This is a genomic window from Flavobacterium jejuense, assembly GCF_006491595.2.
Classification (GTDB): domain Bacteria; phylum Bacteroidota; class Bacteroidia; order Flavobacteriales; family Flavobacteriaceae; genus Flavobacterium; species Flavobacterium jejuense.
In genome coordinates this window covers 14126-27990 of the sequence record NZ_VEVQ02000011.1, presented here as the reverse complement: position 1 = coordinate 27990, position 13865 = coordinate 14126, and the positions used below count along the sequence as shown (strand labels likewise).

The following is a 13865-nucleotide window of genomic DNA, read 5'->3' as shown; positions in this document are numbered from 1 at the left end:
ATATTTATATTTCAGTAATTGAATGTGTTTCAGTAGGAATAAATAAGGTAAAATCGGATTGTGGTAAAATTTTATTTAGATTTTGGATGGCATTACCAATGATTTCATTGTTTTCGTCTAATTTATATTGGGTAACCTTAAAATCAGTGATATAATTTACATAGGTTTGATTGTCTAGCAATTGAATTATGGAGGAAAACTCTATTTCGTTAGCAAAATTGAAATCGTCTTCTTCATAAGCCCAAGGACTCAAATAACTATTGATTGTTTCTTTCAATTGGTCAATATATAATCGAGTATCCATGCCTGGTGAGTTATGAAATTTCACCTTAAATTGTACCATTACTTTTTCTAACTTTGGTGGTTTTACATTTATCCTTACATGCGGTGAAGCCTTTTTATAAAGATGCTCTTTTATTAAAAGCATTTTATTCAAGCTTAAAAGTGGTTTCCAAGCAATGTTCTCTGCAGCAGTAACTTTTGCAATAGGAATAAGTGTTACATAACCCGCAGAAACGTTGGATAAAGTAGTATCATATCGGTAATGATTCAAAGTTTTCAAGCGATATACTTCTGGAAATTCTTCAAGGACAATTCTTTCATAATCCCAGCTAGTAATCGCTTTATTTTTATGACGTAATCTCTCACTAGTTCTTATGTATAAAATATCGTCTGTTTCAGTCATTCTGCCCAAAAAAGAATTGTAAGGTTGCTTTATTTTTTTAACACCGTTTATAGCTTTATAGGATTTAGTAATGGTTTCCTTTGGAGTGTTTTCCAAGAACTGTGTTCCAATTTTTTCAAAATCAACTAGAACCGCTTTAAAAGCTTGAACGTGAATTCCTAAAAACTTACAGATGGCTTGCTTATTAGAAACCGATACTCTAATCCAAAATAAATTTTCTGGTAAAACAGTATTTGTATTGGCTTTAAATTCTGGAACAGTAATACTAACTAAACCAGATTGCGTTAAAGAATAGGTTTCATCACCCAATTCATTTTCTTGAAAATCTAACCATTGGTTATTGCTTAAATACTGCCAAGAAATTGTAGCAGGTTCTAGTAATGGATTTGCTGTTCCTTCTTCTAACTGTATTAAAAAGTTTAATCCATTTTGAGGCTCTATAGTATCAAAACCAATATAAATGTAACCTTCATTAGTATTTAAAGTAGAGAAATGCAATGTTCCTTTTTCCTTTTTGGCAAACCCAAAAGGCACTACTTTAAAAATTTCAATTAGATTTTTTTCATTAGTTCTTGTGGCTAGATTAATGGTTTCTGAAACCTTATAATTAAAGACAAATTCTTTAATTCTAGGCTTATAAGGTAATGTTATGCTGCTTTTATCTTGACTGGCTAAAATATAATCTTCCATATATTTTTGACCGTTGTAAGCTGGATTATCTAATTCAATTCTAAATTTCCCATTGGAAACAATTTCATCAGTTGCTACCTCATCAAAATGATATTCTTTTAAAGGATAAGTATTGGTAATAGGGATTAAGCTATCTGAGTATTCTTTCCATTGTCCTTTATTTAAATGAAAAACCGTTACTTTATCATTTATCCAATTTATTTCTGATACATAGTGTATGTTAGTTTTTTCAAGTTCTTCTACTTGATTAGTAATTTCTGTTTGTTGTGAAATTTCATCTATAACTTTATTAGATCTTGTTTCAGCATGTGTTTTATCTGTTACTTTATTTCTTGCAGCAATGGCATTGTTTATAACAGAATTATTTAAAAGAGAGATAGTTTGAAATGTAGCAACCGCTTTATTTTTCATAAAAAACTCATTGGAACTTATATTCATTCCATTGCCGTTTTTTGGAAATTCGCCAAACGGATAAAAAGGTTTCTCTATGTCAATAGTTCCAAAATCTGATTCTAAGACGAATGATTTGAACTGATTGACTTCTACATTTAATTCGATTTTATCTATAGAAGTTAGTATGTTTTTAGTTTTAGGAATAATCTTCAATACTGGGAATTGCGACTCCACTAAAAAATCAGTGTGCAGTTCAGCATTGAAAGGAATAATGGCTTTTTCCGTAGCTGGAATCGTCAGTTTTATAAAACCACTACTGTTTGCTTTTTGGGTAATTTCAATTCCTTCTTTTTCACCTGTTATATAGAAATTAAAATGATTTGCTTTGTAAGAAGTGCTGTTATTAAATTGCAAAGAGATAATTCTTTCGCCACTTTGTAAAAACAACAACGGACTGGCAATCATTATACCTTCTTTAAATTCTTCTTGATTTGTAGCAAAAACATCAAAACTTTTCCCAGTTGCATTTACTTTTGTTAAATCGGCTTTAAAGAAGTGATTGTCTTTTCTGTAATAACTTAAAAAAGAGTTTAATTTAATTTGATTAATAGTTTGGTCAGCTGTTGAGGCATAATATTTGTTTTTTCCATTCCCATTTTTACCCGCAGAAAAAATAGTCTTTTTTGGTAGTAAAAATGGCTTGGTATTAAAAGGTTCCACCACTAAATGAACATAATCAGGTTGTGCATTTTTATTTTGAATTTTTAAAACATCTTTGTAATAAAAATCCAAATGATTTTTAGTAAACTCATTAAACTTATCTTTAGCAACCGACAGTAATTTTAAGAAAGAAAGAAAAAGAGCATAATGAGGTGTATGTTTTGAATAATTTTCTAACTGGTAAGCAACAGCTTTCTGTGAATAATTCTTCCAAGACAAAAGCAAACCAAAAAGTTGCTGGGTTGTTTTTAAAAACACATAATTTTTTAGTAATGAAGTAATATTAGTTATGGCATTAATTTGGTTAAAAACCGAAATAAATTGCGCTTTGATTGCATAAGAAGAAGCTACTAAACTTTCTTTTTCAATAATTTCATCATCTAGTGTTGCTGCTCTGTCTAAAAAATCAGTAAAAACAGTTTTTACTTCCTCGAAATAGTCTAATAATAAAGTTTTTTGGGTTGCAAAATCGGTATTTATAAAAATTTCATTTTTTTTAACTTCAAAAGTATTTTCTAACATTTCAATATTCCAACTAGCTATATAAATAAGTATAGCAGTAGATTCCTTTTGAAAAAAGTTGGACCAATCTCCATCATTAATATCAAATTCATTATAAAATTTTACATACTTAGAAAGACGTTGTACAAACAATAGAAAACTTTCTTCACTTCTTTCCTCTAAAAGAAAAAAACTGGTTTGTAAAGCTGGTCTTACTCGGTCTTTTTGCGTGGTTCCTATGCCTTCATGTATCGATAATATGGAATTACAATTTTTCATTTGTATGAATTATTTTTTTACAAACGTTCCTTCTTCTAAGTAATAAGGGAATACATAATTCTTTCTAGAATTTGTAGCTCTTATTTTATACGTTATTTCAATATTAATAATGCCTGCATTACTTTCGGTTTCCCCTGATGTAAAATCGACCTCTAACAAGTCTATTCTAGGTTCATATTTTAGTATTGCATTCTCTATGATGCCTTTAATTTTAGTTAATAAAGTCACTGTGATACTTTCGTAAAGTAAAGCACTCAAATCGCAACCAAAATCTGATCGCATGATTCTTTCATTTATTTGAGTAGTCAATAAAATCTGCAGACTTTGAAATATATCATCCTCATTGGTAACCATTTCAATAGTAGCCAACTGATTTTTAAATGTGGGTGGAAAACTCCAACCTGTTCCTAAAAATGATTTATCATCCATGATTTTGTTTTTTATCCTCCTATTATTACTGTGGGGCAACCTGCAACCACAACACCTCCATGACTAGTTGCGTCTCCCATTCTCACAGCAGGACTTCCTGCAATAAAAACAGAAGAAGAACCCGCAGAAAGTGAATCCGGTGGTCCAGTGCAAACACAACTATCTCCTACAATGGATGCAGGCAAACTTCCTATTAATACACTACTATTTGCACCCGGAATTAAAGGTCCGCCCACATGAGGTACTGCCCCAGTTGTCATAGGACAAGTATGCATATCTGTAATTCTTGCTGCTGCTGCCATTTTAATTTAGATTAATCATTGTTCCTTTTAAAATCATATTACCGCTTCCTTCAGCATTTATATTAATGCCCTCTACTTTTACATTCCCTTTTGCTTTTACATTAAAATCTTTGCAACTTTCAATTGTAATACCTTGATCGTTCATAGTGATTTTATTTTTATTTTCATCTTCTAAAACAAATCCCTTCAAATCATCACTAATCAATAATTTATTGCCCTTTTTAGTACTTACTTCTATACTTTTTTTCTCATCATCCATTAGAATGCGTGTTCCTTCTTTGGTAACAAATCCTTTTTTATAATTGTTTTCTTCAATAGGATAGGGCATTGCTTTGTTACTACTATATAAACTACCCAAGATTATAGGAGTGTCTGGATTATTATTTAGACAACCTACAATGACCTCATCATTGATGCTAGGAATAAAATAGCTTCCCATCTCGCTAGAAGCATTTAAAGTGCCTAATCTTGCCCAAACACCTTCACCACTACTGGACAATTGAGGAATTCTTACTTTAATTCGAAACTGATTATTAGGATCTTCGATAATCTTAGTAACAATTCCTATTTGCAAACCATTTATAGTATTGGTTTGACCAATTTCTGCATGGGTGTTATTTACACCAGATGTGGTATTTTGAGTAAACGATCTTTCGCTTTCTAAACCATACATATATTCTGTTTTCCAACAACCATTTTGAATACTATGTTCTTCTTGTGTAATTAACAAAACTTCATCATTAATTTGAGTATTCACTTTCGTAAAAGTTATATAATCTCCAGATTTAGCTAATAGATTACCAAATGTGGTTACCTTTCCTGTTATAGCAACCAGATTACTTTTTGCTATAATAGTATCTGCAACTCTTTGTAAAGTAGCCTCTTGTAATTGTGTTTCACTTAATCGAACAGTGTGCGGATTATCTGGAGTACTTTGAGAAGCCGAAACGGTTACCGTTTCTTGATTTTCGATGTCCCAACGTTCAATAGTTACGGCTGATTTTCTCCTTTCTGCATCTAAACGTCCTGTAAAAGCAAAAACATTAATACCATTTTCTGCTACATAAATAGGCTCACTTTCAGGTTGTAGAATATCAATACCTACAAACTCACTATTTCGTAAAGCCACCATCATACCAATAGAATCTAAAAAGCCAATTAGATAATCCCAAGGAACTGTAGTAGTATTATGAGTAATTTCTTCTTCTCCCCAAGGTTGACCTTGTAGATTATCACTTAAGGTCAAATTGGTAGTATAATTGGTTAACTTTTCTTCAAAAGTTTGATTATTATTTTCCTCCTCTGTAGAAGATTGAGACAATCGTAAAGCCACATCTTTACACTCAATTTTAGCAACCACCATACAATTTTCATGTTGTTGATCTAGCGATTTTATAACTCCTTTGAAAAGGGTTTCCATAGCACCTTCAAAACTAATTTTCACCTCTATTTCAAGAGGAGGATCAGTGGGTTCGTGGTGTAATGCCTGTAATGGAGAATCATCATTGTCTTCAAAATCTTCTTCAGCGATAGCGAAAGTAAATTTGGCAAACGGAATTTTATTCAACTCAAAGTGCACCTTTGCTTCTGTTAACAAAGTATCTAATCCAGTAATTTCACCATTGATGGTAAATTCTAGTTTTAGTAACGTGTCAGAGGGAAAAAAAGGCTTTACTGTTGGCATTACATTATTATTTAATTGGTGGAAATTTTATTTTTTGACCAAAATCAATCTGTCTAAAACTCAATAGTTTATTATTCTTAGCCACATCGATATAAAAAGTATTATTTTGATAAATTGATTCTGATAATAAGGCTAAGTTATCATTCATCTTGAAGGTTCTCTCGTGTGTTAAATCGGGTGAGTTTTTATTCTCTTTAGCAACCATTAACTTATAATCAATAGTTCCTTTAAAAACACATCTTACTTTAGCACGAATAGGTCTTCCATCTTTTCGAAAAAGCGTGTATTCAATATCCATACTTTTTAAGCGGCAGCTTAAACTATAACCACCCCAAAGCAATTTTAAATAAGCCGTTTGATGTGTTTCACCATCATAGCCCATTAACAGATTTTTGAACTCTTCTACTTCTTTTTCTACCGTTTCAACTTCCCCAAAAGGATTTACTATCGCTGGTTTTAAAGCATTAGCAATATCTCCTACGGCATCTAAAAGTGATTCTTCTCCCTTTCCATCTTTAATTTTTCCTGGAGGAACAATACCCGAACTATCAAAAAAGAATTCAAAATTCACTTCTTCTCCTTCAATTCTATTAAAGCGCAAATCGGTTCCAGAAGTACCCATAGCCTGATTCTCACAAAACTCGACATTATGTTTCATGGAATATTTTTCAGGATTTAGCTGAACAAAAATGGTTTTCTTAGGTGGTTCCGCATATTCTTTTGTAGGGAAAACCTCTATGCGCATTTTATCTATTATTCCTAACAGTCCTAGTATCATCTTTCCGATTTTTCTTTAATTTTTTCTAATACTTTTGAGATGCATTCATTTACCATTGAAGCCTTTAATTCCTGCCATTTTACAGGTCCTATCTTCTCTGTAAAAGGAGTAGCTTCGTTGTTTTCGACAACAGTCACTTTGATTCGCAACTCTTTAATTTCTATAGCCATATTGGTAAATTAAAACCCTGGAATAGGGATTTCTTTATAAAAATTGTAACGTAGCGTCATGGTTTCGATTACTATTTTATTTTCTTCTGCATTAAAATCGCTAACCTCATAACTTATAGGAATAGCGTGCGATACATACCAAACTTTAATGGGATTTCCATTTTCATTTAGAAGTGAAATGACCAAATTAGCTGGGTAAAAAATAAAATCTTCCAAGGCCTGAGTACACCACATGGCTACACCTGACAAGTCAGAAGTCAAACTCCGTTTTAAAACTAAATCTTGATATCCTGAACGAACTGGAAAATTGTGTTTAAAACGGTTTTGTCCTCCTTCTGTATAAGATTCTGTTTCCATAGTAGCTTTTAACCCATTCACACTTTGAAATTTAGTATCAATAGAAAATTGAGGGACTAATTCAAAAATGACTGAAAAGTGAAAACCTACTATAGGAGTATTACTTGGCATAATAATTAGCTTTTAAACAATACATCTACACCATGATTAGCCACTTCAACAGTATCAATGGCAGCTTCATTTGCATCCGATTTTAGATCCGTACATTTTAAAGAAACAATAAAACAGTCTTTAACAGTCCATACCACTTTTGGTTGTTGATTCTCATCCAAAAGTGAAATGGTAATGGTTCTTTTTTCAACCGTGTTTTGAGCTACGGTATTATACCAATCATAAAATTCATTATCTCCTAAAAAAACGCCTCTTTTCAAGGTGATATTACTCAACTTTTGCATCCCTGGCATTTTCTCTTTATAAAAATTAGGACTAGAACCCACACGATGTTCTATAACATCCATTTCTTTGTTTAAACCTGAAACTTCAGTAAAAGCGATTTTACTTCCTCCCCATTGCACACTAAAGTGAAATTTTGGTAGCGGAAAATTTGTATTTGGCATATCGTTATATTTTAAAGTTAAACACTAATTATTATGATTTTTGTTGCATTTGTTTGAATTCAAGAATAATGAATTCAGCTGGTCTAGAAGGCGCATAACCTACTTTAACAATCATTCTTCCTTCTAAAATATCTTGAGCCGACATGGTTTCATTTAAACCAATGGAAACAAAAAAAGCATGTTCCGTTTTACTGCCCGCTAAAGCACCATCTTTCCATAAGGTTGCTAAATAATTATCTATCATCCCTTTTACACTTACCCATGTTAATGACACATTAGGTTCAAAAACAAACTGCATACACGCTTTTTTAACCGATTCTTCAATCATGTTAGCCAATCGTCGTACATTTACATAGCGCCAATCATTAGAATTTCCAGCTAAAGTTCTTCCTCCCCAAACTAAAAATCCTTTTCCAGTAAACTTTCTTATCGCATTAATCGATTTTCCTGTTTCATGAATATTCATGTCTTCTTGGTTCGCATCATTAATATCATCGGTTAAACCAATAATTCCATTTATACTAACGTTTGCTGGAGATTTCCAAACCCCTCTTGTGGCATCAGTTTTGGCATAAATACCTGCTATAGCTCCTGAAGGTGGAACGGTATTCATAGAAACAGCCAGTTTAGCTACAATTTCTGCATACAATGGCATATTAGCAATTAAAGTAGTTTCTTGTTGTTCAATATAGTTTTCAATAGAAGTCATTCCACTATTCATAGCAGCAAGAATACCCGTTCTTAATTTATCTAATGCTAATTGAATTTTGTTTAAATCTGCTTCTAAAGGAGTACTAGTTTCTAATAAACCTGTATAAGGATTAGGTGCAGAAACAGATAGTGTTCCCCATATAGCTTCAAAATCAGCAGCAATTATAGTGGCACTTATTAGTTTCCCACCAATAAAAACAGCATTAGTTGCAGGATCTTTCAAAGTATTATAAACGGCTTTGAAATCTATTAAACTTTGCAAATAAGGACGCAATGAAGTGGCAATAACATTTTCAACATATTTTTTCAAATCACTATCTGAAATAGTTGATGTTTTGCCTAGTTTTCCTAATAGATTAACTAATTTTAAAAAATAAGCATTGGTGTTTGTAAAATCATTTGCTATAACTACTTTATCCTTAGTAGATTGAAAAGATGCCTCATTCCATTGGTACACAATACCTTTAACTGCTGTAGGTTTATATACAATATTATATTGCGTTTTAAACTTTGTTATTAAAGGCAATACAACAGGATCTGATGCATAAATACTTGCAAAATTAACTTGTGCATCAATTTTACTAAATCTAAACTTATAACTTGCATTTACTTGCAAATCAGGATAATAACTAGCGCCATATTTAAGGTTCATATTACCCACTTTATCCCTAAAGCTTTCACTACTTGCAATTAAATTACTTTTGTTAACTTCAGTAATAGGTTTAACATCAAATATTGAAAATCGATCCATTAAATCGCTACATTGCAGTAACATTTGTTGTTGAAGTGCCGCTAGATTATCTGCCGATAAATTCACAGCATCTGGAGACAACAATAAAGTAGGCTCATCAAAATTTCTTAATAAATTCAATCCTGTTATAAAATCATCTGAAGAAGCAAATGTAGGATTGCTTGAGAATTGCCCAATTGATACAATGTAACATACTCCACCACCATTGGCATAAAACAAATTCAAACTATTATATAACTTAAATTTACTTTCTGCTACTTCATAAACATTGGAACCCATATTTATAGTTATATTATCTGGACTAGGTGCACTTCCAAAAGTTTGTTGAAATTCAAGTAGAGAGGAAATTCGTACAGGCACAGCAGGACCTTTTTCGGTATATCCTATAAAAGCAGGAACTGCAGTAGCAACTTGTGCTACAGAAGGTGGAAATGCATCAATCTCATTGATATATACTCCGGGTGTTTTAAGAGAACTTACATTCATGACATTTTTATTTATTGTTTATATTGTATTCGTTTTTTAATTTTCAAATTCACCAGTCTCTAAAAGACCTATTGGGTTGTTCTTATCGTTTTCCCATAGATTAATTTTAACCTTCTTAATTACTTTTTCTTCTATTGTTGTATCATTTTGAATCATAAACAATCGCATTTTATACAAAGCAGAAGGCATGTATTTAGAACCTAAATAAGACCACATTTGGTTTAATTGCTCCATAGACAAACTCACAAACTCCATAGTAATTTTGTAATAATCCTGTTGTGCTACTTCATTTTTTGCTAAAAAACTAGCATAATCGAGCAATTCTGAATTATCATTTTTATAATAAAAAGACTTGTTTTGCTGGAAATATTGAACAATCGTTTTAAGTTTATCTATACCGTCTAAGTATTTAGATAAATCTTTATTATAGGAACTAAATAATAAAGAAATAATAAGATGTTGAGTCGGTTGGTTGTATCGCGATATATTTTGATCATCTACAAGACCCCGATAAACCGATTGGTTTTTTTGTGTTTTATCCTCTTCGATATTAACGATAGATAAAATAATAGGAGATTTAGATTCCAAAAAGTCGTCTCCATCATTAAGAGTGGCAATGTTAGTAACATTGATTATTTCTTCCAGTGGATCAATTAATTTGCTTAATTGTTCTATAACTACTTTTAAATCCATGTTTGTTTTGTTTGTTTACAATTTCATTATACCGCCAAGCATTAAAAATTGATACACAAATTAACTAACAAAAAATCAAACACTTACAAGGAAATATACTAGAATTCAAAGGGGATTTTTCCTGTTTTTTTATAAGGATTTTTCCTGTTTGTTACTTATTATTAAGAAGAGAATAGTTAATATTGATTAAATGGAATTCATTAGCAAATATTCCAAAATGGAATACCAAGTTTAATTGACGAATATTGCAATATGGAATATTAAACATATTTCTCTATGAACGAAAAAAAAATCAATCAATTTATATCGCATCAGTTAGTAAAAGCGAGAGAAGAGATGCTTTTAACCCAAAAAAAAGTAGAAGAAAACGGAATAATTAAACAAAGTACTTTATCAAAAATTGAAAATGGAATAAAAAAAATAAGTGCTTCTCAATTATTCATTTTAGCAAATTTTTATAAAAAACCAATAAGTTTTTTCTTTAATAATGAAATCTAATAAAAAGAAAACCTATAAAGCAATAGATATTTTCAGTGGTGCTGGAGGAATGAGTATTGGTGCATCAATGGCAAATATTGAAGTGGTTGTAGCTGTGGAATATGACAAATATGCTGCTGAAACTTTTAAAGTTAATCATCCAAAATCTGAAATTATCACTGAGGATATAAGAAAAGTTACTTTTGATAAAAAATATAAAAACCCATTTTTATTATTTGGAGGCCCTCCTTGTCAAGGATTTTCTACATCTAATACAAAAACAAGAAATTCAGAAAACAAAAATAATTCTTTATTTTGGGAATATATTAGACAAGTAAAAGAATTAACACCTGAATGGTTTGTTTTTGAAAATGTAGAAGGCATAAAGTCTTTTGACAATGGAACTGTTATAGAAAGATTAAAAGAAGAGTTTGAAAAACTTGGCTATAAAACCAAATGGAATGTATTGACAGCATCTGATTATGGTGTGCCTCAGAATAGAAATAGATTTTTTATGATTGGAAATAGATTAAATATTGAATTTGAATTTCCTAAAAAACATAAAAAAATTGTAACAGTTAAAGATGCATTAGAAGATTTACCTCAATTAAATAATGGAGATTCTTTTGACTTTTTAGAATATAAGAATTTAAATCCAAATTCTTATGCTAAGTTAATGCGTGGTAAATCCAAAAAAGTTAGTCAAAATTATGTGTCAAAAAATAGGGACTATGTTATTGAAAGATATAAGCATATTAAACCTGGTGAAAACTGGAAAGCCATACCTAAAGAATTGATGACAAATTATACAGATACTAATAATTGTCACAGTGGAATCTATAAAAGATTAGATCCAGATAGTCCTTCTGTAGTGATTGCAAATTATAGAAAGAACATGCTAATTCATCCATTCGAAAACAGAGGTCTCTCCGTAAGAGAAGCCGCTAGAATTCAAAGTTTTCCTGACGATTTTATTTTTAAAGGAAACTTATCATTTCAACAACAACAAATAGGAAATGCAGTACCTCCACTTCTTGCAAAAGCAATTTTTGAACAAATAATAAAACTAACTAATAATGTCAAAAAAAGGCAATAATTACTTAAAATTCAATTTTGACGTCAGTGCTTATAGACTTTTAGGTAGAGAATTAATTACTGACCGAATTACTGCATTATTTGAATTAGTGAAAAATGCTTATGATTCTAATTCAAATTCTGTAACGGTTGAATTCATTGATATAAATCCAGTTTCAAACAAATCTAAAATTATTATTTCTGATGATGGGTTAGGTATGGATTATTCTGATATTAAAAACAAATGGATGGTGATTGGGACAAGTAATAAAAGGAGAAGTAAAACATCTCCTCCTCCATATAACAGAGCTGTTTCAGGTAAAAAAGGAGTTGGAAGATTTGCAGTTGATAAACTTGGAGCTAAACTTGTTTTGAAAACAAAGAAAAAAAACTTTAACCAAATGCATTGTTTAGAAACCGATTGGGTTAGCTATTCAAAAATTGAGAATAATCAATTAAAATTAGATATAGAAGATCAAAAAGATTTTTTTACTGACATAGAAAATAAATATTGGCTAGAAGATTCAAATGGGAAAATACAAGGTACAATTTTAGAAATCTCTGAAATAGAGAACGTATGGACAGAAACGGATATTTCCAGAGCATATAAAGAATTGTCAAAATTAATTTCACCAAACAATAATGATATTAAGTTTCCTTTCAGAATAACTATTATAAGTCAATATGACAAATATTTGAATAGAATTGTTGTTCCTCAATTAATTGATTTTGCAACTCTAAAAATTGAGTTAAATTTTAACAAGGAAAATAACACTCAACAAATTGTTCAATGTATTGAGAATAATTTAAAAATAATTGACACTAAAATTGGTAAAGCTGGACCTGTAAAATTTACTTTATATTATTTTAATAAATCTGCAAAAGAAAAATATAAAAAACATTTTGAAACAGAAATTGAAGGAATAAAAATATATAGAGATGGTGTTATTACTACTCCATTTGCAGAATACATTGAACATCAAGATGAGCAGAAAGATATTTTAGGCATTGACAAAAGAAGATATTCAGGTTTTTTTGACAAAGTTAGTACCCGAGATTTATTGGGATTTGTTGAAATTACTGAAATAGATAATCCAAACATTATAGAATCTACAAACAGACAAGGGTTTGTTGATAATGAATCTTGGGATCAGTTAAAAAAATTTATTATTGAGCAACTTATTCAACTTGAAAAATTTTTAAAAGTTGGTAAAGTAACATCTCGTAAAAAAACACAATCAGGATTAAAAGGTGTAAAAGAAACAATCAGTGATTTAAAAGAAGATATAGCTTCAGTAAAAGGGACTACAAGTCAAGAAGTAAGTGTAGTATTAACCAATATTGAAAAAAACTTAGGAAAACTTCAAGGAGCAGTAAATAAAAGTTTAAATGATTACATAAAACTCGAAGAAGAATCTAAACAAACTGAAAATCTTTTTTTTAGTCTAGTTTCTTTACAAAGTTATGCAGCAATGTTCTCTCACATGACACAACACAGTATTGGACATGTTATAAGAGATGCAGAATATTTTTCCAAAAACTACAAAACTAGTAATTCATATAATGAAAGGTTTTCAATTATTTCTGAAAGGATTTATAAGGAATTTTTAAATCTCAGACATGGTGTTGAATTCATGTTGAAATATGCTAAATCAGATACTGATCTTGAAGACATAAACATTAAAGAAATATTGAATCATCTTTTTTTAGATATATATAACGACCGATTTAGAAAAGAAAACATTAAAACCATAATCGAAATTGATAAAGATTTAATAATTAATTATAATCGTAAAGCTATTGAAGATATTTTTGATAATTTAATTTCCAATTCTATTAAGGCATTGAAAAATACTAAAGACAAAATTATTAAATGTAGTAGTAATGTTTCAAATGAAGAGTTAACAATCTTCTTTTCCGATAATGGAATTGGAATTGAAGAAGAAGATAAATACAGAATTTTCGATATTTTTTTTACTAAAACAGCCGAAGATGGAGGTGCTGGAATGGGATTATATACTGTTAAAACAAGAATTGAATCCATGCGAGGAACAATCGAGGTAATAGAAAATGAATTAAAACCGTCGGGAGCTACATTCAAAATCAATTTACCTTTTAATAAATAAAT

13 protein-coding genes are annotated in these 13865 nt (G+C 30.3%); 3 read left to right on the top strand and 10 right to left on the bottom strand.

From position 1 onward, the window contains the following. Window positions 1–4: 4 nt before the first annotated feature. Genes FIA58_RS15535 through FIA58_RS15490 form a run of 10 tightly spaced genes read right to left on the bottom strand, consistent with a single transcriptional unit; the run spans window position 5 to window position 10186 of the window. A complete protein-coding gene (locus tag FIA58_RS15535) occupies window positions 5–3268 on the bottom strand; it encodes a baseplate J/gp47 family protein (RefSeq protein WP_140963435.1) in 3264 nt (1087 codons plus the stop codon). A gap of 9 nt (window positions 3269–3277) precedes the next feature. Then, window positions 3278–3697: a GPW/gp25 family protein gene (locus FIA58_RS15530; RefSeq protein ID WP_140963433.1), complete on the bottom strand. Its 420-nt coding sequence runs from the start codon at window positions 3695–3697 to the stop codon at window positions 3278–3280. Between the two features lie 11 nt (window positions 3698–3708). Continuing rightward, window positions 3709–3999: a PAAR domain-containing protein gene (locus FIA58_RS15525; RefSeq protein ID WP_140963431.1), complete on the bottom strand. Its 291-nt coding sequence runs from the start codon at window positions 3997–3999 to the stop codon at window positions 3709–3711. A gap of 1 nt (window position 4000) precedes the next feature. Next, window positions 4001–5683, bottom strand: a complete 1683-nt coding sequence (locus FIA58_RS15520; RefSeq protein WP_140963429.1) for a phage baseplate assembly protein V — start codon at window positions 5681–5683, stop codon at window positions 4001–4003. A 7-nt stretch (window positions 5684–5690) separates the two neighbouring features. Next, window positions 5691–6461, bottom strand: coding sequence for a CIS tube protein (locus tag FIA58_RS15515; RefSeq protein WP_140963427.1), 771 nt, complete (start codon window positions 6459–6461; stop codon window positions 5691–5693). Then, a complete protein-coding gene (locus FIA58_RS15510; RefSeq protein WP_165928934.1) occupies window positions 6458–6631 on the bottom strand; it encodes a DUF5908 family protein in 174 nt (57 codons plus the stop codon). The genes FIA58_RS15515 and FIA58_RS15510 overlap by 4 nt, the downstream gene beginning before the upstream one ends. Window positions 6632–6640: 9 nt before the next feature. Next, window positions 6641–7099: a phage tail protein gene (locus tag FIA58_RS15505; RefSeq protein ID WP_140963425.1), complete on the bottom strand. Its 459-nt coding sequence runs from the start codon at window positions 7097–7099 to the stop codon at window positions 6641–6643. Between the two features lie 5 nt (window positions 7100–7104). Then, window positions 7105–7545, bottom strand: a complete 441-nt coding sequence (locus FIA58_RS15500; RefSeq protein ID WP_140963423.1) for a phage tail protein — start codon at window positions 7543–7545, stop codon at window positions 7105–7107. A gap of 31 nt (window positions 7546–7576) precedes the next feature. Beyond that, the gene (locus FIA58_RS15495; protein ID WP_140963421.1) at window positions 7577–9493 is read right to left on the bottom strand and encodes a phage tail sheath family protein; all 1917 of its coding nucleotides are present in this window, start codon (window positions 9491–9493) and stop codon (window positions 7577–7579) included. A 36-nt stretch (window positions 9494–9529) separates the two neighbouring features. Then, window positions 9530–10186 (bottom strand): Pvc16 family protein, encoded by a 657-nt coding sequence (locus FIA58_RS15490; protein ID WP_140963419.1) that lies wholly within the window; start codon window positions 10184–10186, stop codon window positions 9530–9532. Window positions 10187–10462: 276 nt separating this feature from the next. On the opposite strand from FIA58_RS15490, the gene FIA58_RS15485 reads away from it, so the two are divergent. The 3 genes from FIA58_RS15485 to FIA58_RS15475 are packed head-to-tail and all read left to right on the top strand — an operon-like array spanning window position 10463 to window position 13863. Then, on the top strand, window positions 10463–10684 hold the full coding sequence (locus tag FIA58_RS15485; RefSeq protein ID WP_140963417.1) for a helix-turn-helix domain-containing protein: 222 nt from the start codon (window positions 10463–10465) through the stop codon (window positions 10682–10684). Next, on the top strand, window positions 10674–11759 hold the full coding sequence (locus tag FIA58_RS15480; RefSeq protein ID WP_140963415.1) for a DNA cytosine methyltransferase: 1086 nt from the start codon (window positions 10674–10676) through the stop codon (window positions 11757–11759). The genes FIA58_RS15485 and FIA58_RS15480 overlap by 11 nt, the downstream gene beginning before the upstream one ends. Continuing rightward, the gene (locus tag FIA58_RS15475) at window positions 11740–13863 is read left to right on the top strand and encodes a sensor histidine kinase (protein WP_140963414.1); all 2124 of its coding nucleotides are present in this window, start codon (window positions 11740–11742) and stop codon (window positions 13861–13863) included. Before FIA58_RS15480 ends, FIA58_RS15475 begins: the two co-directional genes overlap by 20 nt. Window positions 13864–13865: the final 2 nt, after the last annotated feature.